A 24,125-nucleotide genomic window follows, 5' to 3' on the forward strand; every position below is an offset into this window, starting at 1 on the left:
GATGGAACCCTTATAGAGAAAGACATTAGACGATTTTTGTCAATTGTTTTTGATCTAGAGCGAGCTAATCAGTTAAATCTTTTGCCAGATAAGGATTTAGTCGATTTATGCCACCCTATCGAACCATACCAAGTAACGAAGAGCCAAGAATACCTGCAGCTACACCAAAATCTACAATTGAGTCTATTTTGATTCTGATACCCCGTCCGCTTGCGGCGGGGTAGTTCATTAACTGGATTTAGTATGACTGCAATCATTGTATCACTTTCCCAGTAAACGTCATCGACTGGTCGGAAAAGAAACTGGTTAAACTAATCCTATTGAAAGATTAAATAATACCTTTCTACAAAGGATTTCTCGGCTGGTGAGGGAGAGTCTATCTTTCTCTAAAAAAATGGAGAATTACGTTGGGGAACCCTTTGGTATTTTATCCATGACTACAATGCACAGCAAAACAAAGGATTAAGCCGCCATCACTACTACCGAATCACCACCTCATTACCCCGCCGCCGGGTCGTGCGGGGAACCTTAAACCCAAATTGTCGGTAACCAAGATTCATCGAGCTTTGGGAGTGCTGTCAGGGGATACAGTGACCTGGTTTTGCATTGGCGATCATGATTAGTACGAAAAGTGTTATTCGTGAGCGCCACCCGTAGAACAAGGTACAATGCTCTTTTAGGGAAACAATCCCCACTGCCACCACCGAGCGTTAAAACCAGCAGAAAAGGGAATCCCAGAGAGATTCTACCTCGATCGCCCCGCAACCGGAATTCCCTTAGAACAACCTCTAACCCCTCACTGAATCGCCTGTTTTAAACTGCGGCAGAATTCTTCGAGGGATTTTAAACCATCGCTGGGGGAATTATCGGCCAGACGTTTAACCATGGCACTGCCGACAATTACCGCATCAGCACCCCATTTTTTCACCTGTAGCGCCTGTGTCGCGTCAGAAATGCCAAATCCTACCCCGACGGGTTTATCGGTGACAGAACGGATAGAATCGAGCAATTCCTCCACTCTGGTGGCCACTTGATTCCGCATTCCCGTCACTCCCGTGACACTAACCAGATAAATAAAACCTTGGGATTGCAGGGCGATCGCTTGTATTCGTTCCGGGGGACTGGTAGGTGCTACCAATAAAATCACTTCAATTCCCTTAGCGGCAGCCGGTTGCAGCAGACTTTCCGCTTCCTCTAGGGGTAAATCGGGAACCACTAAACCACTCACCCCAGCTGCTTTAATTTGGTCTAAAAAGACATCTATCCCGCGATGATAGATGGGATTATAGTAAGTAAAGAGAATAATCGGAGCTTTCACCTCTCCCTGGGCATTTTTGACGATTTCTAGCACATCTTCCAACTTGACACCCCGATTTAAAGCGCGGGTGGCTGCCGCTTGAATAACCGGACCATCCGCGAGAGGATCGGAATAGGGAACCCCCAACTCGATCAGATCGGCCCCTGCCCGGTCTAAAATGCGTAAAGCTTGGGCAGTAGTGGACAAATCGGGATCACCGGCAGTAATAAAGGGAATTAAGGCACAATTCCCCTGGGAACGGAGAGAACGAAAACACTCGGAAACAGCAGTCATCGAAAATTACTGGAGACATAAAGCACCGTTTATTATCTCATGGCGGGGAATAGCTCATCGCCGGCCGCCGCAAGCTCAGGTAAAGAATTTTTCAAGTAATACTTAAGGAATATTGACAAAATGGCGATCGAGGGTAGAATGAGCGCAGTCTGATAGTTTTGAGAAAATCTCTTCTATAAACTGGTTTTCATTCCGCTTTTTCCGGTACAAAATAGGACTACTGCCCGATCGGGTTGCGTATAATCAAACACCATACCATATCTATGTTTTCCATTTACATTCTCACCCATAATGAAGAAATTGATATTGCCGCCTGTGTAGAATCAGCACTTCTATCCGATGATGTGATTGTGGTTGACTCCTACAGTAGCGATCGCACTGTAGAGATAGCTTCTCGTTATCCAGTGCGCGTGATTCAGCATCAATTCGAGAGTCATGGTAAACAAAGAACTTGGATGTTAGAAAATATCGAGACTAAATACGACTGGGTTTATATTCTCGAAGCAGATGAAAGGATAACACCCCAACTGTATGCAGAATGTCTGCGTGCCACGCAACAGACAGAATTTACTGGTTTTTATGTGGCCGAAAGAGTTATGTTTATGGGAACTTGGATCCGTCGCAGCACCCAGTATCCTCGTTATCAAATGCGTCTATTTAGAAAAGATCAAGTCTGGTTTAGCGATTATGGTCACACGGAAAGAGAAGAATGTCGAGGGAAAACCTCTTTTTTAGAAGAAACCTATCCCCACTATACCTGTAGTAAAGGTTTAAGTCGTTGGATTGAAAAACATAATCGTTATTCTACCGATGAAGCGGCAGAAACCCTACATCAGTTGGCTAACGGGGGTGTTAGTTGGAAAAATTTATTTTTTGGTGAAACCGAAGTAGATAGACGGAGAGCTTTAAAAGATTTATCCCTACGATTGCCTTTTCGTCCCTTGCTTCGTTGGTTTTATATGTATTTTATCTTGGCAGGAATTCTCGATGGTAAAGCTGGTTTTGCTTGGTGTACTCTGCAAGCTTTTTATGAGTATTTGATCCTCTTAAAAGTGGCGGAAATGAAACAGGGTTTACCCACTCCCCCCGAAGTTAGAAATCGTTTTCATACCCCGCAAAATGGTAACAATAGTAATTCCCATAGGTCTGGTTTCGTCTCCCTAAAAGGAAAAGCCGATTAACATTTAACCATGATTAATCAGCCGGCAATCACCTAACAACAACCTAGGGACAAAAAAAAATGCCAATCCACCTACTCAGTGGTTAATTTTCACGGGGAATACAGCCGTTCGACTTCACCCAATAGTTACTTGACTGGTATCGACGCTGGTTGCCCCATGGACTTTACTGGCAATTGCTACCATTTTATTTAAAGTCGCCTGATTGGAAACCCTGCCTTTTAGTACAACTTTACCACCAGTTTGAGCGACCCACAATTTGTCTTCATCAGCTAAATCCGGTGTCTCGTCAAAAGCTAAAACTACTCGTTTAGCTAGTCCGCTTTCGTCGTATTTTCCGTCTAATCCGACTCTTTCGGGGGGAATACCCGCAGCAGCGGCTTTACCTGCGATCGCACTAGCGGCATCTGCCGGTTTATCTAAGCCAAAAATTCTTTTTAACCAATCCATTGCTAACACTCCTGATTGAGTTCTAAAACCCCAATTTCTTTAAGAGGGATTTGGTGGAAACGATGTGTCGATCTAATCCTAAACGATCGGGACTGACTCCCACCGCTAAAGCGACTAATTGGGAAAAATGTAATACAGGTAAACCTAAACTTTGACCGATCACTTTTGCCACTTCCGGTTGTCGGGAATCAAGATTAAGATGGCATAAAGGACAAGGGGTGACTAAACAATCGGCCCCCGCTGCCATGGCCTCTAAAATATGTTTTCCTGCCATTTGGAACGATTGGGTGGTGGCATAACTGGACAGGGGCCAACCACAGCATTGAGTGCGTCCTTGATAATAAATCGGATTTGCTCCCACGGTCCGAAAGACATTTTCTAGGGATTCCGGCTGAAAAGGATTATCGTAGGGGAGAGTATCCTGGGCCCGCAGGAGATAACAACCATAAAAACCGGCACAATTTAAGCCTGATAAGGGACGAATCACCTTGGCCGCCAGATTATCTAAGCCATAATCGCCCACAATTGCCCAGAGTAGGTGTTTAACCGTCGTCGTACCTTGGTAGGGAGAACAATGTTCTTTCTGTAAATAATTATTAACTTCCTCAACATAATTGGGATTATTATGCTTTGCTTCCTTCAAGCGCTCATCCACATGTCCGATCACCCCTTGACAGGTGCTACAGTGAGTCAACAGGGGTAAATTGAGGGCTTCCGCTAGGGCAATATTACGCGCATTGACGGCATCTTCCAAGAGTTGCGAATCTTCCTTATAAGTTCCCGAACCACAACAGGCAGCTTTTTTGAGTTCGACTAAATTAATCCCCAAAGCTTCCGTCAGGGCTGCCGTGGATAAATATAGTTCCCGACAGGCACCTTGAGCGACACAACCGGGAAAATAAGCGTACTGGAGATTGTTGACTGTCATGGATTCTAGGAAATTACTACTCATTACCTATCTACCATCTTGCCCCCCTTCCCCCCTGTCATCACTAAAGTCATGGAATTTCTTAATAGACAGTCTTTTGTGAGCTGCTCCGAACAAGTGTAGGGTAGTTTGTCCCTAGAGATAATATCCAAAAAGTAGGAGAGCCATCTCAACAGTATAATGGCTCTCCTTGAGAAAAATTGTTGTCCTGAGGAGTCGGTTGTACGAATGGGAATCTGCCCAGTCAAGAGGTGATTTACGGGTAGAATTGAGAGTGCAGCCGAGAAATTACGGCGAGAAACCCTATTTTGTCTGCTTACGCCGCTTGGGGGAGGGTGATGACAGCACCAAAGTCAGCACGGCTAGGGAAAATCGAGAGAACCCGGTCCAGTTGGGTTAATTCAAAGATAATCTTGACTGAAGGTGGAATAGAACAGATATTGAAGGATTTTTCTTGACTTTGAGCCAGACGAAAGGCGGTAACTAAAGCCATTAATCCGGCACTGTCGAGGAATTCCACCCTACTCATGTCCACAAGAAAAGTGATAGAGCTATTCTGGTTCACCAGATTGGTGAGCTGCTCTTGAAATTCTAGGACGTTAGCGGCGGTAATATAGCCACTTGGCTCAAATAGAGCAATTTCTGGGACTTTTACAGGACTTTTCATGGCTGGGCTTTGAAATTCATAAATGAACCTTTTAACTGGAAATCAGATAACGCTATTATGTCCTAACTTTCTGAGTTTGTAACCTTGGTCTTGATCAATTTTCCCTCTCCTGAAAAGATTAATCTTTTTTTAATCTTGACCCCTATAGGGAAGAACCAATTTTAGGTTAACCTTAGGATTCTAGTGGTAAAGAGGAACAGTGATCAGGACTGACTAGGGTGAACATCAGGGGAAAGTCGTTAGGTTTAAGCTCTAACTCCGAATAACTAACGATGACCCAGGATTATACTGGTATTTTTGCTAAAATAAAGTAAAGCAGGATACAGAAAATAGATTTATTGAGCTAGAGTAAGGAAATTGTGGATACCCAGCCGACTATCCGCCAATTAGTGGAAAAAGCCCTATATTATCGTCAAATCACGCCAGAAATCGAAAACGGAATTAATGAACTCCTCGCTCGTCTTGGCTACGTTTCTGATGTGGATTACGAGGCCCTCGAGTTACTCATGGATGAAATGGACGAAGGCCGGATTAATCTCGTTCCGCGTCGGTAACTTCAGTTATCAGTTATCAGTTATCAGTTATCAGTGGTGAGTTATCAGTGGTGAGTTTTCAGTTCACTGATGGACTTTCGGTTCCTGCTTATGCAATGGACGGGGTTATAAGGGATGATTTAGCGATCACCCGATCGAACCAGACCAAGTAACGAAGAACCTGACTTGACTGATGACTGTTTACTGATTACTGAACAATCCCCCAAAACCCAATTTCCCCAAATTTCCCCAAATTAATATAATTAACTTCAGGCCTTCTCCTAACCTGATTTTTTCCATGATTCCTTTAACTCTTAATCTTTTGCAAGGTTCCGTTACTTTTCGTTTCAGTCCCAGTGCTGCTCTGGATTTGCAAAGGGAAATTAACATTTTACTCGATCGCTTGAAAGCGATCGCCAGTAATGCCGCTAGTGGGGGTAAACCCCAACCCCAAAAACCGCTGGAATATCAGCACACTGGTGATGTGTTTCTGGAAGTGTTTTGTAATCCCAATATTTATCCGAATCCTTTTTCGGCTAAAGTTTTGTTAACGGTTCGTGATGATCGCCTACGCTTAACCACAGAAGCAGAATTAACCCGTGTGATCGAAGATTTAGAGCGTTATCTCGACCAAAATAGTTAGAATCGGGGGATTTTTGGGGTTTCGACCTTTCCTTGTCGTCCCACCTCTCCCCATCTGATTATTCTTCTCTAGCTTGCCATGTTACCGACCGATTTATTGATTTCCCGTCAAAATGGCGAGACAATTATTCCCAAACGCTTACCGATCGCTCCTGATTATCTGGCGCTCGCTCAAGAACAAATCAGCTGTTTTCAGGAAAGTATCGGTGCAACTAAGGGGGAATTAAGCCAAAAACTCCTAATCTTGGAGGGAGACAGTCCCGATTATAAAATTAAACGGGGATTTGCTCACCTATTAACCAATCATTTTGCCACCTTTGAGATTATTAGTCCCTTAGAACCGCAGGAATTAAGAAAAAGAGTTTTTGAACAAGCGGCTAACTTTGTTCCTATTCCCCAAAATCGATCGCTAATTCTGGAGAAAATTGCCCAGCAAATCAGCCAAGAATTAAATCAAGAAATTTTTCCAGTAGCTCTAGAAAAAGGACTCTATGCTGATTTAGCAGAGAATAAAATTCTCACTCAATTTGATGCTCCCACCCCCGAAAACTTAATCCATCGTTTTAACCTCTCGCAAATTCAAGGGATTTTTTATCGGGCCAGTTATTTAATTATCAACGTCCACCGCAACGATCCGGGGGAATATAAATATCTCTTTCGCTATCTAAAACTATTTCGTTTAATGACTTATATCGAAGGGGATGCCGATACGGGATTTACTATTACTATCGATGGTCCCACCAGTTTATTTAAAGCTAATAGTCGTTATGGCATTGAAATCGCTAAATTAATTCCTGCCTTACTCCATGTTACTCACTGGAATTTGAAGGCACAATTACAGTATAAAGATTCCTACACAGGAACTATTAAAAAACAACAGTTCAATTTAGAGGATAACTGTGGTCTGGTGTCCCACTATTCCCCGGGTAAACCCTACGATAGTATGTTAGAGGAATCTTTCGCTAAACGTTGGTTACAGTTAAAAACTGAATGGCAGTTAGAAAGGGAAGTGGATTTAGTGCCTTTACCCGGAGGAGTGATGATTCCCGATTTCCGTTTAGTGCATCCCGATGGTCGCGTTTTTCTCCTCGAAATTGTTGGTTATTGGCGACCAGAATACCTACAAAAGAAATTTTTACAGGTCAAATCGGCCCAAGCAAACAATCTAATTTTAGCCGTATCGGAACGGTTAAATCTAGAAAAAGCTGGAGTTAAATTTCAAAATCTACCCGCTCAGGTTATCTGGTTTAAAGATAAATTATCACCCCAAGCAGTGTTAGAAGTTTTAAATTAAAGGGTTAAGAAGCTAAAAGCGGAAGTATGATTTAATACTCCCGCTTTGGTTTAATCAGACTAGGTTAACTCTTTCGCTCAAGACCGGACAATGAGTACTACATCATTGAGCAATGGTAGGATTGATGGACACTTTCACCACTTTATTTTTTTCTTCTTCCGCTTTCGGGAGGGTGAGGTTGAGAATGCCATCTTTGTATTCAGCGGTCACGTTACTATTATCAACCTGAACCGGTAGAGGAATAACCCGATGGAATTTACCATAACGGAATTCAGTGCGGGTAAATCCTTCTTCTTCGGTTTTAATTTCCGATTTTCTTTCACCATTAATGGTCAGACTATCGGCTGTTACTTCCACGTTGAGGTCTTTGGCTTCCATACCAGGTATTTCCAGTTTAAGCTGAACTGCCTCTGGCGTTTCGGTAATCTCCGCCGCTGGGATGAAGGATAACCCCATTTTTTCGCCATTGCCTACATCAGTCGGCACAAGACGGTCAAACAAGCGATTCATTTCTTTTTGTAGGCTTTCTACTTCTCTGAAAGGTTCCCAACGTATAAGTGCCATATAAGTCACCTCCGAAGTTTTCTTGACGCTAGAGATGTTGGTTTATCTCTACACTTTTAGGGTAGATAAAAGATTCTCTGACCGGGGTAGGGTTTTCGCTATTGAGTTTTTCCAGATTCCCGTACTATCTCCTATACTAGAGCTAGGTGAAAAAGTTTTTCCTGGTGTGGGGTGTGGGGTGTGGGGTGTGGGGTGTGGGGTGTGGGGTGTGGGGTGTTTTCTCAGTGAACTGATAACTGATAACTGATGACTGATGACTGATAACTGATAACTGATAACTGATAACTGATAACTGACTCCACCAACAGACTTTTTCAGTAACCCCTAATTATCTACTGATGAATAATTAAACTTTCTAAACTGGTTTGTAAATCTTGGGTTAATTGTGCTACGGCCGAGCGTCGATCACTTTTATAATCAGCATAGCGCTCGGATACGGAAATAGGTTTACCAATAGTTATTATCGCTTTTTGTTGACCAATTTGGGGACGAAAAAAGGGATTACCTCCCTTAATTCTTGTCACTAAATCCCAGAGTAATAAAATTGTCTCGGCGAATCTTTCTACAGTGGGTTTTTCTTTGACATAATAACCAGTTACTGATACAAAACTTTCCACAATTCTCATGTGCCACATTTTTAAATTAGCTTCATCAGCCAGGCGATCAGCTAATCCTAATTCAAGGGGAGAAATAGAATGAGTGGGTTTTAATTCTTGGCGATAAATGCGTTCCCATCCTGCTTGTTCTAAACGACGACAGCGATCAATCACATTACCATTAGGAGAAACATTAAAATACTTTTCTACGGTTTGGAGGGCCACATCTAATAAATTGGCTAAACGTTTGGCTAGGGTTTCATTTGGATCATCGCCATTAGCAGGTACTACTGGCAAAGATTGATAATAGAAATCTCGATAAAAATCCTCCATTAAGGATAATAATCTTTCTCCTAACCGAAAAAGACGCTCGTATAAAACCTTTTCTTCTTGGGATGAATTCGGGGTGGGTTCTAAACCGCTATCGTTTTCTAAATTAGTTAAAATTTGCTCGATTTCTTGCCACACTGGAGTCAGATAAAAATACTGAATACCCATAGGTAAAATAATTACTTCTTGCTGTTGTTTAGCTTTTCTGACATCATCCACCCCCCAAAAAGCTAATTGAGAAATACCCGGTTCAATCGCACTGACAAGCTCATTATGTCCGTTAGTTGCCCCTTCGGGAGCGGCGGCTAAAGGATAATCTCCTTCTAATAATAAACGACGAGCCGAACGCAATCCGATTAAATCGGCTTTTCCCCGTTGAATTGGTGTACCACCCAACTTAGAATATAACCATCCTACCCTTTCTCCAGCCCATAAAGGAATCCCTCGATCATACATAAAATGAGCGTGAATTGGATTGTTTAATTTTATTCCTAACTCTTGGCCTTTTTTGGGTACTAATTTCCACAAAAGATAGGCCATACAGTAGGGATCGTTAATACTGGGATGACGAAAAGCAAGCAGTAAACGGACTTTTTTCTCTTGACTTTTTTGATAAAATGTGATTAAAGTTTCTAGATTGGCGGCGGAAATTTCTCTTAAATTGGTTTGAGTTTGTAACCAGAGAGGTAAAAAGATTTGACATCCCTTTAAAAGCAAGGGATTAAGGTCAGGGGGGATAAATTCGAGGGGGGGTTGTGCGCCCAAAGATAGATTAGACATATAAGTAGTCGTGCCAAATAAATTTCCTAGTTGAGACAGTTATCAGTTATCAGTTATCAGTTATCAGATTTGAGTTTTCAGTTCACTGTTTACTGTTTAAGGAAGAATAAAAGAAAAATCTGATCAATAATTACCCACTGTCCAAAAGGTAATCAAAGCAGCAAACAGGTGTCGCGCTAGATTTCAAATAGACTGGGATTACAGGCTCCCTCAACCGTGAAAGGAGAAATTAACCGACTTTGAGCGAGCAGGAACAGGAGCAGTTTACCTCCTCACCTCAACAAATACATCTATACTATAGCTCTATCCCCATTTCTCGCAAACGAGCCGCCAACTGTTGAGAACGCTGTCTTTCCTCTTCCAGAGCTTGCTGAGTAGCATTTAATTGCTCCTGTGCTGCAGCCGCTTGCTCCTGGGCCGCAGCCGCTTGCTCCTGTGCTGCTTCTTCTGGCAAGGGGATTAAATTGCCTTCCGGGTCATAAAATCTTGCCCAGATTGCCGTTTCTCGGTCAATAGTACCCTCCCAAGTTCCCAACCAATAGCCTAAAGTTTCGCACCATAACCAGCCGCGCTCGTTTCGTTCTAAAGAATGGTAGCGTTGGTCGGCCCCTAAATGCCATCCTTGTAAAGAATTGCCATCGAAAGGATCGTAGATGAAATAATCTGGCGTGCGGAAGGTTCCCTCATAAATTGCCTTTTTTCGCACTTTATCGGTCTTGGCGGTACTAGGAGAGGTTAATTCCACGATAACGTCGGGATAACGTCCCTCTTCTTCCCAAATTACCCAACCCTGTCGCTCTCTCTTGCCATCAACATTGAGGACGGCGAAGAAATCGGGCCCGCGAAAATCGCGATTTTTCGCCTGTTCGCGGCTGAAATAAATAAACATATTGCCACCGGTGTAGAAGTCGTCTCGTTCGCCGTAACCCTGCTGTAGGGAGCGAATCAAGACATTCATGGCAATGCGGTGTCGGTTGCTTTCCAAGGGTTCACCATCATCAAAAATTAAGTCTGTGGGGGGTGGGGTGGGTTCCCAGAAGTCCTCGAAATCTTCTTCTATCAGTGCCGGAGAGGTGGCAGTTTCGTCGCTTTTGGCAATCGTCATTTTTTTGGCCTCTCTAGGTGGGAGTGTCCAGATTTTTGCTGATTATTGCTCCTATGTTACATCAGAATTTAGGAGTGAGGAGATAGATGTTACGAGTTGAGAAAATTATCTTGGCTTAACAATGATCAAAACTTTTCTTCTGGGTGCGTTACATTGGGCTAATACACCCGACTAATACTAAATCCGTTGAGTATAGGCTACATATCAGGAGAGGCAATAGGCACTCTTGCAATAGGCAAAAGGAGCAATAGATAATCAGTTTTTAATAACCAGATTTAGTATAATATCCTTAAGCTAACCAAAAAACTTGGCTTTATCTTTAACTAATTTTGTCCCGATTCCGGCGGCAATCACTTCGGAGAGAATGCTAATTAAACGATAGATAGCAACGGTGACAAGTACGTTAGCGACGGGAAAAGTTTCTGCGTCTAAAAGTGCAATCACTGTAGCTTCAAACACTCCTAATCCCCCCGGCGCTCCGGGGACAACTAAACCCAATAACCAAGCAAAACTAAAGGTTCCTAGTAGGGGTAAAATCTGAGCGGGGGTAATCATTTTTAATACCATCCAAGCTAAAATAAAACCCGCACCGCGCCATAATAAAAATCCAGTTTCACCCAAGAGGGGAACGAGAGGATATTGAGTTAGATAAACAGGTTCTTGAGCAATCTTTTTCTTTTGGCTAAGGATTTTCAGAGGATAATTTAAAAATTTGGGATGAATGCCGATTAAAATTAATCCTAAAACTAATATCTGTATCCCTAGACTTGAGCTAGATTTCATCCAACCTAAACCACTAGCAATTACTGCTATGGCTAAGGCTGCACACACCAGTAGTAAAAGTTCTAATAAAACGCTTAAACTAGCAGTTCCCCAATCACTTCCTGCTTTATTAATTGCCACGATGCGAGCATAAAAGTGACCGATATTACCAGGTAGATATTTTCCTAAATTGGTAATCATATAGATGCCAATTCCTGCGGAGGTTTTAATCGGCTGTTGATAGCTTTTGAGTATCCATGTCCACACCCATCCTGCCCAAATTTGAGCGATAACGGTGGTTACAAGTGCCAAGAAAAGAAATAACCAGCCGTGATTTTCAATTCTAACTGAGGTGACGTTATCCCAGTTATTTTTAAGGTTACTGAGAACAAAAAATAAGGTTCCCCCAATAATCAGCCAACGTAAAAACTTTTTCATCATTTCGTTTTTTTCTTTATTCATTTTCTGGAGGAAACCAGTCGAGATCGAGCAGATTTTCTAAACTGTAGGGACATTCCCCAGGAAAACTAACTTGATTATCGGTTTTTTCTCTAACATAATTTAAGGCTTTCTGGTAAATGCGAGGTAATTCTTGAGTGAGATAATTGCGGAGATTAGTGGTTAAATAATTGTCGATCTGGTTTTTGAAATTGACAATTTCTGAGCGCCAATGAATACGATTATATGTTCTTTCATCTTCCCAAAATTGTAGGACTAAACAATGTCTGATAATTTGCTCTAATAAACTGACAACACGAAACTTTTTCTCGCTTCCTAAATCTTCTAACTCCTCGATTAAGTTTTCTAAATCTAAAGCTTCATATCTTTTATTCTTCAAAAGTTCTATAGTTTCTTCTAACCAGAGGTAATCATCAATTTCGTAGAGAGTTTTTAAGTTGAGAATAACAGTCATTTTTTATCTCCTTGATGATAAGATGGCAGGCAATTAGGCTCGAGAAGTTCTTCTAAACTGTAGGGACAACTATCGGGGAAAGTAACTTTATTTTTTGTCTTTTTCCGCACAAAGAAAACTGCATCTTCATAAATGTTAGTTAATTCATTTTGTAAATAATTACAGAGATTAGTGGTTAAACGTCTTTTTAGCTGAATTTGAAAGTTGACTATTTCTAACTCCCAGTGATCCTGATTATATGCTCTTTCCTCTGTCCAGAACTGTAGGAGTAAGAAATGTCTAATAATTTGCTCTAATAAACTAGCAACACGAAACTTTTTTTCGTTTCCCAAGTCTTCTAACTCCTCGATTAAATTGTCTAAATCTAAAGCGTCAAATCTTTTCGCTTTTAAGAGTTCGATGGTTGCTTCTAACCAGAGAGAATCATCAATCTCGTAGAGAGTTTTTAAGTTGGGAATAACAGTCATTTTTTTATCTCCTTTATTCGTAAGCTGGTAGCCAATTAGGATCGAGAAGTTCTTCTAAACTGTAGGGACAAGTATTGGGAAAGTTGACTTGATTATTAGTCTTTTTTCTCACATAACGGAGTGCCTTCTGATAAATATTATCAAATTCCTGTTCTAAATATTTCCGTAAACTTGCCGTTAGGTAGGTATTTAATTGATCTTGAAAATTTACCAGTTCTGACTCCCAATGAGCTTGATTATATTCTCTTTCCCTTGTCCAAAATTGCAGTAACAAAGCATGACGAATAATTTGCTGTAAAAAACTAGCAACACGAAACTTTTTTTCGTTACCCAAATCTTCTAACTCCTCGATTAAATTCTCTAAATCTAAAGCCTCAAAATTTTTAGCCTTGAGCAGTTCTATAGTTTCTTCTAACCAAAGAGAATCATCAATCTCGTAGAGAGTTTTTAAGTCGGGAATAACAGTCATTTTTTATCTCCTTGATTGTCAGATGGTAGCCAATTAGGATCGAGAAGTTCTTCTAAACTGTAGGGACAAGTATCGGGAAAGTTGACTTTATTATCGGTTTTTTGACGAACGTATCGCACGGACTCAAAGTAAATTTGCTCAAATTCCTGTTCTAGATATTTACCAAGATTTGTGGTTAAATAACGTTTTAGTTGATCTTTAAAACTCACTATCTCTGCTTGCCAATGAGCCTGATTATATTCTCTTTCACTTGTCCAAAACTGTAATAATAAACAATGTCTAATAATTTGCTGTAAAAAACTAGCAACACGAAACTTTTTCTCGTTTCCCAAGTCTTCTAACTCCTCGATCAAGTTTTCTAAGTCTAGCGCTTCAAAATTTTTAGCCTTGAGCAGTTCGATGGTTTCTTCTAACCAGAGAGAATCATCAATTTCGTAGAGAGTTTTAAAGTCGGGAATAACAGTCATTTTTTATTTCTCCTAGAATGGGCAATAGTGACCAGTTAAACCGATCACTACAGCTTTTATATACTAGATAATTTTAGCGGCGCGCAGACCGAAAAAGAGACCGAGGGCAATTCCGGTAAAAACGATCAGATAACCCGCTAAAGCAGCAACAGCTAACACAGACATGGTGAAAATCTCCCAAGTAATTTAATCTTTTTTAGCATTGTACCGTTATTCTTGCCCTTCCCCTTCCTCGTCTTCCATATCTTCCCCAAAGCGCTGCTGGGGGGGAATTGCGGCGACAATTGCCTCGATTACCTTGCCGACTGGAACAATTTCTAAGCCCACATCTTCGGGATAAACTTGACCTCTGGGGACAATCGCCCGTTTAAAGCCCAATTTCGCCGCTTCTTTTAATCTTAGTTCCATTTGCGACACTAAGCGCACTTGTCCGCCTAATCCCACTTCCCCGATTAAGACTGTGCGCGGATCCACGACTCGATCGCGAAAACTAGCGACAACAGCGATCGCAACTCCCAGATCCGCCGCCGGTTCTTCCACTCCCAACCCTCCTGCGGAGGCAACATAGGCATCTAATTTTGATAAAGGAATGCCGACACGCTTTTCTAAAACAGCGAGAATTTGCTGTAATCGGTTGTATTCTATGCCCGTGGTTGATCGGCGCGGGGAAGCGTAGCTGGTAGGGCTAACTAATGCCTGTAACTCCACCACAATCGGGCGTGTACCTTCACAGGCTACCACCGTCGCCGTACCGGGGGAAAATTCGTCGCGATTGCCTAAAAACAATTCTGAGGGGTTTTCCACTTCCGCCAAACCGTGATCCACCATCTCGAAAATACCGATCTCATGGGTGGCCCCAAAACGGTTTTTCACAGATCTTAAGAGACGATGGGAGGCATAGCGATCGCCTTCAAAATATAACACTGTATCGACCAAATGTTCCAAAACTCGCGGACCAGCGATCGCCCCTTCTTTAGTCACATGACCGACAATTAATAAAGTAATATTCTCCCGTTTTGCCACCTGCATCAAGGCGGAGGTACATTCGCGAACTTGGGCGACAGATCCCGGTGCGGAAGTTAACGCCCCAAAATAAAGAGTTTGAATACTGTCAATTACCGCCACCTGTGGGCGTAGAGATTCTAATTCTCGCAAAATTTCCTCTAAATCGGTTTCTGGCAGAACATAGAGATGATTATCGAGTTCTGACGTTGATTCAGAGGCTTTTTTCTCCTTGCCATTGCCGTTATTTTCCGACTCCACGGGGACCACTCCCACTCCTAAACGGGCAGCCCGCAGTTTAATCTGTTGTCCCGATTCTTCAGCGGAAACGTAGAGGATGCGCGGTAATCTTTGGGCGAGTTGGTTGGTAACTTGCAGTAAAAGCGTCGATTTGCCGATACCCGGATCGCCGCCGATTAGTACAAGAGAACCGGGGACGATGCCACCACCGAGAACGCGATCGAATTCCCCGTAACCGGAGGGAAAACGTTCCTGTTCATACTGGGTAATTTCCGAGAAGCGAACCGAGATGCGCGGTTGCGGGTTGCGTTGTCCTTTGCCGTTATTTGGGCGACTATTTTGCCATCCTGGGCGATTTACCGCCGGATTATTGCCACCAGCCATCACTTGTTCTTCTAGCGTCCCGTAGGTGTCACAACTGGGGCATTTGCCCAACCATTGGGGAGATTCCGCCCCACAAGCGCTACAGATGTATATTGTTCGCGATTTCGCCATGTTTTTTAAGAAAAGTTGAAGAAAAGCGGTTTGAGGATCAATTCTCTTGTCAAATTTGATTAAGTATGATAGGGGTAAGGAAGACGATAAAGTTATTGATAATTGCCATAAAAGAAATAAAATAGGAAATTTAGGCTTAATGATAACGGCCAAAGGATATTCTATAAACAGGAACGCTCGTTATTTAACTTTAAAATTCATCACACTATTTAACTAAGGAGTGTTAATTCAGTTGGAGAACCAAAAGGAAAAAATTCTCGTTGTTGATGATGAAGCCAGCATCCGTCGTATCTTAGAGACTCGTTTATCGATGATTGGTTATGAAGTCGTCACCGCCGCCGACGGAGAGGAAGCTTTAGAAACCTTCCGCACCGCCGAACCCGATTTAGTGGTTTTGGATGTGATGATGCCGAAATTAGACGGTTACGGTGTCTGTCAGGAACTCCGCAAAGAATCGGATATTCCTATCATTATGTTAACCGCTTTGGGCGATGTGGCCGATCGAATTACCGGGCTAGAATTGGGCGCGGATGACTATGTAGTTAAACCTTTTTCTCCCAAAGAACTCGAGGCGCGGATTCGTTCGGTGTTGCGTCGGGTGGAGAAAAATGGCGCTCCGGGGATTCCCAGTTCCGGTGTGATTCATATCGGTTCCATTAAAATCGATACCAATAAACGCCAAGTTTATAAGGGAGATGAACGCATCCGTCTGACTGGTATGGAATTTAGTTTACTGGAATTATTGGTCAGTCGCTCGGGAGAAGCTTTTTCCCGCTCGGAAATCCTTCAGGAAGTTTGGGGTTATACCCCCGAACGTCATGTGGATACGCGGGTGGTAGATGTGCATATTTCCCGTTTACGAGCCAAATTAGAGGATGATCCCAGCAATCCTGAGTTAATTCTCACCGCTAGAGGTACAGGCTATCTTTTTCAACGTATTCTAGAACCAGACGAGGAATAGTTCTCAGCTATGGTACAAGCTGATCCCAATCGTATTTTAAGACTGTTACCCCTGTTCGCCGGCATCGTCGGGGGTACGGTATTAATGTTTAATCGTTTTGCCACTGCCGATTTAACCCCATCGCAAGCGCGTTCCGATGTGATGGGAGTGATTTTGAGTGGGGTTTTAATTTTGGTGGGTTTAATCTGGCAAAGAGTTCAACCCCGCTTACCAGATGCTGTGGAATTAATCGGGCGCGAAGGTCTGGAATTTGCCCCAGATTTGCCAGAACCGGTTAAAATTGAGCTTGCCTGGGCTTCCCATTTACTTTTAACTAACACCGCGACAAAATCTCTGATCGTTTATTATCGGGGAAAAGTTTTATTACGTCGCGGTATCTTAAGCCAGAATTCTGAAGTTAAAGTTAGTAATATTATCAAAAGAGTTTTAGAAACTGGTAAAGCCGTCTATTTAGTTAATTTAAATTTATATCCCGCTAAAATCGAGTTTGACTATTTGCCAGAAAACACCCAAGGCTTAATCTGTCAACCCATCGGGAAGGAAGGGGTGTTAATTTTGGCGGCAAATGCACCGCGCAGTTATACCAAACAAGACGAAATTTGGATCGAGGGAATTGCTGATAAATTAGCCAACACTTTCAGTCAGTTTTAGGCGATTTCACTTTGTAGCTCAGGATTTTAACCGATGACTCAAACTGGTGAAACCTTTACCTATGATGGCCAACAACCCTCGGTATTTTGTCGGCCATCCCCTCGTTTCGTAGCGTTTGGGACCGTTCGCGATCAGAGATGCTCATGGTTGCCACAGACTGATAGCTTTGATTGCCAATGCCTTACTCCTTCTCATTTGTCCTTGAGAAAATCCCCGTACTCGGTTAGAACCGACACTCCGCACTTCAAAATGTAGTATAAAGTAGTATAAACTCATTCGAGAAAAAATAAGTAAAAATACTCAGAGAATTAGTCCCAAAAAAGTGAGACAATCAAAAAGCTCAAAAATCTATTAAAGGTACAAAAATTGTCTCCTATCTCAGAGGTAAAAATTAAAAACCTAGATCACTTAGGAATAGTAGCCGGGCTAATTGACGAAATAGGAATAGTTGAAATAATCAACTCTAAATTAGGAATCGACCCCGGAGAAAAAATTTCAGCAGGAACAGTGGTCAAAGCTATTCTAATCAATGGATTAGGATTTGTTTCAAGACCTTTATACTTATTTAGTCAATTTTTTGAAGATAAAGGAATCGAAGAATTATTGGGAGAAGAAATAAAAACCGATTATATCAATGATGATAAAATTGGGAGAGTCATGGATGAATTATACAAACATGGACTGAATGATATCTTTATAGAAGTTGTCTTATCGGTCATCAATAAATTTAAAATAGAGACAAAATATTCTCATCTAGATGCCACATCATTTCATCTAGATGGAGAATATAAAAGTGAAGAAAAAAAGAGAAAGAAGAAGAAGAGATTATCAAAGAAAGACCAATAATTATTACCAAAGGATATTCTCGTGACCATCGACCAGATTTGAAATAATGCGTCTTAGACTTAATAACAACCCAAGATGGAGACGTACCATTATTTGTGAGAGTCGGAGATGGAAATGAAGCCGATAAAGCTGTCTTTGGCAAAATCTTAGTAGAATTTAAAAAACAAATAAAATTTGACAGTATTATGGTCTGTGACAGTGCCTTATATAGTCAAGAGAATCTTCAACTAATTCAACATCTAAAATGGATAAGTAGAGTTCCCATGACGATAAAAAGAGCCAAAGAATTAGTCAAAAATGCAGAAATGGAAGAAATAGAGGCCAAGGAAAGAGAAAAAAGGGCAGAGCTAAATTTAGAAGGATATACCTGGAAAGAAGAAAAAGTGACTTAGGTCGTAACCAACAAATCTGGCTAATAGTAACCAGTGAAAAAAGACAAATAAGTGACTTAAAAAAACTAGAAAATAACCTGAAAAAAGAAAAAGACAAAGGGGAGATAATTCTCAAGAGCTTGCAGAAAGAAGAGTTTGAAAATCCCCAACAAGCCCAATATAAATTAAGAGCAATTAATCAAAAACTAAACCTCGTTAAAATCCTAGAAATTGACCTAATTGCCAGTCAATCAAAAGACCATAAAACGATTTATAAAATTAGCGGCGTAGGGCAAGAAAAAACTGAAGAGATAGTCAGAAGAAGAAAGGAAGCAGGCAGATTTATTTTAGCAACTAACTTAGTTGATGAAGAAGACAAATTAGACCCAGCCGAAATGGTGACAACTTATGAAAATCAACAGTCTTGTGAAAGAGGATTTAGATTTTTGAAAGATCCTTTATTTTTTGCGGATAGTTTCTTTGTTGAAAAAACGGAAAGAATCGAGACAATGTTATTCTTGATGTCTTTCTGCTTGTTAGTCTATAACCTCGGACAAAGAGAACTAAGAAATAGCTTAAAGAGAGCCAAGGCTGGAGTCAAAAATCAAGTCAATAAATTAACGAGTAGTCCCACAATAAGATCGATATTTTAATGTTTTCAGGGCATTCATATTTTTATTTTGAATGGGGTCAAGCAAATTGTCAATTTAACTGAAGAGCGCCGTTTTATTTTAAATTTTCTGCCTTCATCTTGTCAAAAATATTATCTGTAATCTTAGTCTAAATAACAAAGGAACAAAGTTTATAACAATTGAGTAATATGCTTATAGAAGAGTCACTACTCCTCGAATTGTTGTGACTTAGTTTAACTCTTTGAGCTGAAAAAACATTTGGTATTTTATGATTTCTCCTCAACATCTGATTGGTTGAGTATTTTTTTTGATTATTCCGATTTTTTTCTTTGAAAAGACCTGTAGTTTTTTATACTTCAAAGTGAAGTGCGGAATATGAGTTCTGTCTGTATCACTTGTTACTTGTTAAAATGATAATTGCTGGATCAAACAAAAGTGCTAACATGGAGATTAAGCAAATATTTTGTTAAGGAGAGGGCTATGCCTCAATATCTTTCTCCAGGCGTTTATGTTGAAGAAGTACCTTCAGCAGTCAAAGCGATAGCCGGAGTTAGCACCAGCATCCCCGGATTTATTGGAATTGTACCAGACAAAATCCACCTGGTCGCCAAAAATCCGACAACGCCCGGAAGCACTAAGTTTGTGGACTTTGCGCCGCCGCCAGCCAAGATAGCTAAATTGATTACCAATTGGACCCAATTTACCAAATTCTTTGGCGATCTAATCGGCGACGAAACAAAGGCAGCAACGGCAGATGCCAATCCTGCCATTGATCCTGGACACCAACACCTGGCTCACGCAGTTTACGGATTTTTCAACAATGGCGGCAGCAGTTGCTATGTAGTGCGGATTGTTGACAATACACAACTTGATGATGCTCTCAAAGCTTTTGCCGCGATCGATCCAATTTCACTGGTAGCAATCCCAGGAAACACCGATGACGCGATCCGAGATAAAGTAGTAGCTCATTGTCAAGCCACCGGCGATCGCTTTGCTATCCTAGATGGACCTGAGACGGCTGCCGATTTAACCACTCTGACCAAAATTCCGGCTGAATCAGGAGTCATGCCGAAAAGAACCGATTTGGCCGCCTGGTATTTCCCCTGGATCAAGGTTTTTGACCCAGCGACTAAACTACAAAACCCTAGTGGTGATGGGTCGCTATTTGTCCCCCCTAGTGGACATCTGGCAGGAGTCTATGCTCGCGTTGACAACGAGCGGGGAGTCTTCAAAGCACCAGCCAATGAGGTGATTTTTGGCGCACAAGACGTAAGCCAGCCCCTCAGTAAAGCTGACCAGGATAACTTGAATCCTAAAGGAGTCAACTGCATCCGTGTCCTCAATGGCAAAATCCTAGTCTGGGGAGCCAGAACCGTCGGCGGCGATGACAATGCTGACTTGAAATACATCAACGTCCGCCGCACCCTGCTTTTTCTGCGGGAATCGATTGACGAAGGCACCCAGTGGGTGGTCTTCGAGCCGAACACTCCCGCCCTCTGGCAACAAATTACCCGCAACGTTTCGGCATTCCTTACCAATGTCTGGCGTTCGGGAGCATTGTTTGGCAATACACCCCAGGAGGCATTTTACGTCAAGTGCGATGCGGAAAACAACCCGCCCGAGTTGCGCGAATTGGGCCAAGTCGTCACCGAAATTGGCGTGGCGATTGTCCGGCCGGCTGAATTTGTCATCTTCCGCATCAGCCAGATGGCCCAAACCAGCTAACAGAGAGGTGAGCTATGGCGATCGCCTATAAAACGCCAGGTGTCTATCGAGAGGAAAGCTTCCGCCAACCAGAAGCCAAATTGCCCACTGGCATTCCTGGATTCGTCGGCTTCTTTCAGGCTAAGCCATCAGAGAAGGATTTCCCCGTCAACACCCCGAGGGCATTACACCATCAGGAAGAATTCAGCGAAAAATTTATCGCCCAAGGCTATCTACTAGAGGCAGTGACTGGCTTCTTTGCCAATGGCGGAACTCGCTGTTATGTAGTGCGAGCAGACTCCAATCAAGAGCCAAAATCCGCCCTAGAAGCGGCTCTTAAGTCCCTCGCTCCCCTGAAGGATTTGGACTTACTGGCAGTTCCCGATGCCATGAGGCTGACGGATGAAAGTGCCATAATCCAAGTGCAACAGGCAATGTTGCAACAATGCGCCGAACAAGGCGATCGTTTCGCCATTCTCGATCCTCTCCCAAACAGTACCGCAGCAGCAGTCAAAAACCAGCAAGAGGCAATTGTCCGCGGCCAACCCGAACCGATTAACGCTGCTCTCTACTATCCCTGGCTGAAAAATACCCAAGGGCGCTGGGTTCCCCCCTGCGGTCATATTGCTGGTATCTTTGCCCGCAGTGATCGCGCTAGGGGTGTCTTCAAAGCCCCAGCCAATGAAGAGATTCAGGATGCCCTCGATTTGCAAGTGGCGATCAACAATTCCCTTCAAGGTGAGTTGAATCCTTTTGGCATCAACTGCCTGCGGGCTTTTCCTGGTCGCGGACTGCGCGTCTGGGGAGCGCGGACCCTCAGTCAAGATCCCAACTGGCGTTATCTCAACGTCCGGCGGCTATTCCTCACCTTGGGGCGGTGGATCGACCAAAATCTCGGCTGGGCAAGCTTTGAACCCAATTCCCCCCGCTTGTGGGTGCGAATTGGGCGAGAACTGAGTGCTTACTTAACCCAACTGTGGCAGTTAGGGGCGCTCCAGGGAGCCATCCCAGCACAGGCATTCTACGTCAAATGCGATGCTGAAACTAACCCGACCGACCTCCGAGAAAAAGGGGAAGTGCTAACTGAAATTGGTTTGGCAACTGCTGCTCCTGCTGAGTTTCTCGTGATTCGGATTATTCATCGGGCGGGAAGCGTCGAAATGCGCCCAACCGCTTGATTACTAACCATTCAATTGTCTTACTGGCTGTTTAACAAGGAGATTTTCTATGGCTGACAGAGTTGATCCCTATCGAGGTTTCAATTTTCGCGTTGAAATCGACGGCATTCAAGAAGCAGGCTTCCGCGAATGCAGCGGTCTAGATGCGACAACCGATCCCGTTGACTATCGGGAAGGAACCGATGCCAACCACGTCCGTAAATTGACCGGGTTGAATAAATTCGCGCCCATTACTTTAAAACGGGGCATCACCGATTCCAAGACCCTCTGGGAATGGAGAGAAACCGTGATTGGTGGGAAAACCACCCGCAAAAATGTCTCGATTGTCCTATTCAACGAAGCGCAGGAAGAAAAATTGCGCTGGAATTTGCGGGAAGCCTGGCCTTCTAAATGGACAGGACCAAGTTTTAATGCCACCAGCAATGAAGTAGCGATTGAAACCCTAGAAATTGTCCACGAAGAAATGGTTAAAGCTTAACCCCCCGCTAAACTGATCACCCAATCATGCTCCAGACTGAATTTCCCTTTACCTTACCCCTGGGGTATATAGATGGGGAAGGCAACCTGCATCGGGAAGGTGTCATGCGCCTAGCCACTGCCTTCGATGAAATTGCCCCCCTCAAAGATCCCCGTGTCCGTAGCAACCAAGCTTATCTGCTGATCGTCCTGCTGTCGCGGGTCATCGCTAAGCTTGGCAGCCTGGAGTATATCAACCCGAAGGTGATTGAAGGACTGTATGCGGCAGATTTGGCTTACTTACAAGACCTCTACTGCCGCATTAATCAAAATGGTCACAACCGGGTTCATACCCAATGCCCTTACTGCGAAAAAGAGTTTGACGTGGAACTCACTAGCTTGGGGGAGTAAGGCGCTACCCCCTCGAACGGCTTTATGAGGAGGTAGCCTATATCGCCTACCACTTTCACTGGCAGCCGGAACACATTCTGGGATTGGAACACCCAGAACGCCAGCAGTGGGTGGCAGAAATCGCCAAGATTAACCAGCGTTTTAACGAACAAACTTGAGCAAACAGGAGAAAATAACTGATGTCATCCTTGGGATTAAACGCCGCTTTCAGTTTGGCGACCAATCTTTTGGGAATTCGCAGCGATCCCTATCAGGTCTTCAATTTTTTGGTCGAGATTGAAGGAATTTTGGCAGGAGGGTTCTCTGAATGTAGCGGTTTGCAGGTAGAAACTACTATTGAAGAGTACCAGGAAGGCGGTGTCAATGACTACATACATCGCTTTGCCGGGCGCAGCAAATCCCCAGCCTTGATTCTCAAACACGGACTTACCCCGATTGATGGACTGTGGAGTTGGCATCAGGATGTAGTTCAAGGCAAGATTGAACGCCAAAACGGCACAATTTATTTGCTGAACAAGCAGCGCATCCCGGTCATTTGGTGGAACTTTAAAGAAGCTTTTCCTTATAAGTGGACTGGCCCAGAATTGCGAGCAGATTCAGGCAACGTCGCCTTTGAAAGCGTCGAATTATTTCACCGAGGACTCAGCCGTCCTAGCGTGAGTAGTTTGGTAGGAGGAATCGCCGCTGAACTAAGTGCATCTGTCAATATTGGTTTCTAAAAAGGTGTATAAGATGGTCGATTCTCCTGGTGAAAAATCTGTTCTGGTAGAGCGTCTCCTTCGCCGCCAGAGTGAACCTGTTGGGGTGATTAACCTAAAACAATTCCAGACTCAATTAGCACGAGTTCCAAGCTGGATGGTTCAGCGTTCCCGTTTCCTAGAAAGGTGGCAATCTCGTTATGCTTTTGGTGAGAGTGAACCAGGTAGCAGTACGGAATTAATGTTGGCTACACCAGTGCAGCCAATTACAACCGAACCGAACCTCACTAGCCAATTGTCTTCAGCAATGTTATCTGAACGGATATATCAGGAGAAGATTGCGCCACCAATAGAAAAGATTTCTGATTCCCAAGCCGGTCAAACTTTTCGCCTCAGTCGCAAAGCTGTTCCCTTGGCACCAGATTCTAATTCTTTAAGTAAACAAGTAAATTCCTCTGAGAAGATAGATGCTCCAGCAAACACTTCTGAAAAAAATAGCCCATCCTTGAGGACAATTGTTGAAAGTGTAACGGTGTCAAATCCTGACTCCAAGCCAGCGGCTACCTTAGCTCAACCACAGGGAACAGTTGCGCCAAAAGAGGAAGAGACAAAAGTTACTGCTATTGAACAAGGACAGTCTTTAGTTAGTAACGAAGTAACAACCAATCCTTTAGTATTCAGAAAAAACTGGCAGCAGCCAGACGAAACAGCTGAAGAAAAGAAGATAGATTCCCTAACCGCTAC

27 protein-coding genes and 3 pseudogenes are annotated in these 24,125 nt (G+C 43.0%); 16 read left to right on the forward strand and 14 right to left on the reverse strand.

Features of this window, described 5'->3' with window-relative positions; translation table 11 throughout:
* Together IM496_RS14895 and IM496_RS14900 are read left to right on the forward strand one after the other, a co-directional pair.
* Positions 1–192, forward strand: a 192-nt coding sequence (locus tag IM496_RS14895; protein ID WP_287662399.1) for a hypothetical protein, incomplete at its 5' end; no start/stop codon positions are given.
* A gap of 73 nt (positions 193–265) precedes the next feature.
* Positions 266–447, forward strand: a pseudogene (locus tag IM496_RS14900) (IS1 family transposase); the annotation flags it as partial.
* A gap of 349 nt (positions 448–796) precedes the next feature.
* Here the strand turns inward: IM496_RS14900 and trpA are convergent.
* Positions 797–1,591, reverse strand: a complete 795-nt coding sequence (trpA, locus tag IM496_RS14905; protein WP_287662401.1) for a tryptophan synthase subunit alpha — start codon at positions 1,589–1,591, stop codon at positions 797–799.
* A gap of 263 nt (positions 1,592–1,854) precedes the next feature.
* Here trpA and IM496_RS14910 point away from each other — a divergent pair, with 263 nt between their 5' ends.
* Positions 1,855–2,772 (forward strand): glycosyltransferase family 2 protein, encoded by a 918-nt coding sequence (locus tag IM496_RS14910; protein WP_194013401.1) that lies wholly within the window; start codon positions 1,855–1,857, stop codon positions 2,770–2,772.
* A gap of 114 nt (positions 2,773–2,886) precedes the next feature.
* On the opposite strand, the gene IM496_RS14915 is transcribed toward IM496_RS14910, so the two are convergent.
* The 3 genes from IM496_RS14915 to IM496_RS14925 form a co-directional block, all read right to left on the reverse strand.
* Positions 2,887–3,219: a BON domain-containing protein gene (locus IM496_RS14915; protein ID WP_104395457.1), complete on the reverse strand. Its 333-nt coding sequence runs from the start codon at positions 3,217–3,219 to the stop codon at positions 2,887–2,889.
* 22 nt (positions 3,220–3,241) lie between these two features.
* Positions 3,242–4,171: a CoB--CoM heterodisulfide reductase iron-sulfur subunit B family protein gene (locus IM496_RS14920; RefSeq protein WP_287662402.1), complete on the reverse strand. Its 930-nt coding sequence runs from the start codon at positions 4,169–4,171 to the stop codon at positions 3,242–3,244.
* 292 nt (positions 4,172–4,463) lie between these two features.
* Complete coding sequence (locus IM496_RS14925; protein WP_104395459.1) at positions 4,464–4,814, reverse strand: STAS domain-containing protein; 351 nt, start codon at positions 4,812–4,814, stop codon at positions 4,464–4,466.
* 359 nt (positions 4,815–5,173) lie between these two features.
* On the opposite strand from IM496_RS14925, the gene IM496_RS14930 reads away from it, so the two are divergent.
* From IM496_RS14930 to IM496_RS14940, 3 genes are all read left to right on the forward strand, one after another.
* Positions 5,174–5,368, forward strand: a complete 195-nt coding sequence (locus tag IM496_RS14930) for a hypothetical protein (RefSeq protein WP_046660872.1) — start codon at positions 5,174–5,176, stop codon at positions 5,366–5,368.
* Between the two features lie 277 nt (positions 5,369–5,645).
* Positions 5,646–5,990: a hypothetical protein gene (locus IM496_RS14935; protein WP_004160645.1), complete on the forward strand. Its 345-nt coding sequence runs from the start codon at positions 5,646–5,648 to the stop codon at positions 5,988–5,990.
* Positions 5,991–6,068: 78 nt separating this feature from the next.
* A complete protein-coding gene (locus tag IM496_RS14940; protein ID WP_194013405.1) occupies positions 6,069–7,283 on the forward strand; it encodes a DUF790 family protein in 1,215 nt (404 codons plus the stop codon).
* A 102-nt stretch (positions 7,284–7,385) separates the two neighbouring features.
* Here the strand turns inward: IM496_RS14940 and IM496_RS14945 are convergent, their stop codons facing one another.
* From IM496_RS14945 to radA, 10 genes are all read right to left on the reverse strand, one after another.
* Positions 7,386–7,847: an Hsp20/alpha crystallin family protein gene (locus IM496_RS14945; protein ID WP_194013407.1), complete on the reverse strand. Its 462-nt coding sequence runs from the start codon at positions 7,845–7,847 to the stop codon at positions 7,386–7,388.
* Positions 7,848–8,179: 332 nt separating this feature from the next.
* Complete coding sequence (locus IM496_RS14950; protein WP_287662405.1) at positions 8,180–9,553, reverse strand: 1-acyl-sn-glycerol-3-phosphate acyltransferase; 1,374 nt, start codon at positions 9,551–9,553, stop codon at positions 8,180–8,182.
* 295 nt (positions 9,554–9,848) lie between these two features.
* Positions 9,849–10,658, reverse strand: a complete 810-nt coding sequence (locus tag IM496_RS14955; RefSeq protein WP_287662406.1) for a Uma2 family endonuclease — start codon at positions 10,656–10,658, stop codon at positions 9,849–9,851.
* Between the two features lie 294 nt (positions 10,659–10,952).
* Entirely contained in the window at positions 10,953–11,882 is a 930-nt protein-coding gene (locus IM496_RS14960; RefSeq protein WP_194015541.1) for a lysylphosphatidylglycerol synthase transmembrane domain-containing protein, read from the reverse strand.
* A complete protein-coding gene (locus tag IM496_RS14965; protein ID WP_194015539.1) occupies positions 11,875–12,333 on the reverse strand; it encodes a DUF29 domain-containing protein in 459 nt (152 codons plus the stop codon). The genes IM496_RS14960 and IM496_RS14965 overlap by 8 nt, the downstream gene beginning before the upstream one ends.
* On the reverse strand, positions 12,330–12,800 hold the full coding sequence (locus IM496_RS14970; protein ID WP_194015537.1) for a DUF29 domain-containing protein: 471 nt from the start codon (positions 12,798–12,800) through the stop codon (positions 12,330–12,332). The genes IM496_RS14965 and IM496_RS14970 overlap by 4 nt, the downstream gene beginning before the upstream one ends.
* A gap of 13 nt (positions 12,801–12,813) precedes the next feature.
* Positions 12,814–13,269 carry a DUF29 domain-containing protein gene (locus IM496_RS14975; RefSeq protein WP_194015535.1) on the reverse strand — a complete coding sequence of 152 codons (456 nt, stop codon included), beginning with the start codon at positions 13,267–13,269 and terminating at the stop codon, positions 12,814–12,816.
* Positions 13,266–13,736: a DUF29 domain-containing protein gene (locus IM496_RS14980; protein WP_194015534.1), complete on the reverse strand. Its 471-nt coding sequence runs from the start codon at positions 13,734–13,736 to the stop codon at positions 13,266–13,268. Before IM496_RS14980 ends, IM496_RS14975 begins: the two co-directional genes overlap by 4 nt.
* Before the next feature lie 63 nt (positions 13,737–13,799).
* Complete coding sequence (gene petL / locus IM496_RS14985) at positions 13,800–13,901, reverse strand: cytochrome b6-f complex subunit PetL (RefSeq protein ID WP_002791324.1); 102 nt, start codon at positions 13,899–13,901, stop codon at positions 13,800–13,802.
* A 45-nt stretch (positions 13,902–13,946) separates the two neighbouring features.
* Entirely contained in the window at positions 13,947–15,473 is a 1,527-nt protein-coding gene (radA, locus tag IM496_RS14990) for a DNA repair protein RadA (RefSeq protein ID WP_287662408.1), read from the reverse strand.
* Between the two features lie 232 nt (positions 15,474–15,705).
* On the opposite strand from radA, the gene rpaB reads away from it, so the two are divergent.
* The 10 genes and pseudogenes from rpaB to IM496_RS15035 form a co-directional block, all read left to right on the forward strand.
* A complete protein-coding gene (rpaB, locus tag IM496_RS14995) occupies positions 15,706–16,434 on the forward strand; it encodes a response regulator transcription factor RpaB (RefSeq protein WP_002781934.1) in 729 nt (242 codons plus the stop codon).
* 9 nt (positions 16,435–16,443) lie between these two features.
* A complete protein-coding gene (locus IM496_RS15000; protein WP_194015530.1) occupies positions 16,444–17,085 on the forward strand; it encodes a cofactor assembly of complex C subunit B in 642 nt (213 codons plus the stop codon).
* A gap of 366 nt (positions 17,086–17,451) precedes the next feature.
* Positions 17,452–19,075: pseudogene (locus tag IM496_RS15005) on the forward strand (IS1634 family transposase).
* 294 nt (positions 19,076–19,369) lie between these two features.
* Positions 19,370–20,659, forward strand: coding sequence for a phage tail sheath family protein (locus IM496_RS15010; RefSeq protein ID WP_287662409.1), 1,290 nt, complete (start codon positions 19,370–19,372; stop codon positions 20,657–20,659).
* 14 nt (positions 20,660–20,673) lie between these two features.
* Positions 20,674–21,816, forward strand: coding sequence for a phage tail sheath family protein (locus IM496_RS15015; RefSeq protein ID WP_194015526.1), 1,143 nt, complete (start codon positions 20,674–20,676; stop codon positions 21,814–21,816).
* A 49-nt stretch (positions 21,817–21,865) separates the two neighbouring features.
* Positions 21,866–22,294 (forward strand): phage tail protein, encoded by a 429-nt coding sequence (locus tag IM496_RS15020; protein WP_052275916.1) that lies wholly within the window; start codon positions 21,866–21,868, stop codon positions 22,292–22,294.
* A gap of 26 nt (positions 22,295–22,320) precedes the next feature.
* Positions 22,321–22,683 carry a hypothetical protein gene (locus IM496_RS15025; protein ID WP_002770407.1) on the forward strand — a complete coding sequence of 121 codons (363 nt, stop codon included), beginning with the start codon at positions 22,321–22,323 and terminating at the stop codon, positions 22,681–22,683.
* A 20-nt stretch (positions 22,684–22,703) separates the two neighbouring features.
* Positions 22,704–22,841, forward strand: a pseudogene (locus IM496_RS22455) (DUF6760 family protein); the annotation flags it as partial.
* 21 nt (positions 22,842–22,862) lie between these two features.
* Positions 22,863–23,402 (forward strand): phage tail protein, encoded by a 540-nt coding sequence (locus IM496_RS15030; protein WP_052275915.1) that lies wholly within the window; start codon positions 22,863–22,865, stop codon positions 23,400–23,402.
* A 13-nt stretch (positions 23,403–23,415) separates the two neighbouring features.
* Positions 23,416–24,125: hypothetical protein (locus tag IM496_RS15035; protein WP_287662412.1), on the forward strand; the 710-nt coding region annotated here is incomplete at its 3' end.

It is taken from the genome of Microcystis sp. M049S2, assembly GCF_020245625.1.
Lineage (GTDB): Bacteria > Cyanobacteriota > Cyanobacteriia > Cyanobacteriales > Microcystaceae > Microcystis > Microcystis ichthyoblabe_A.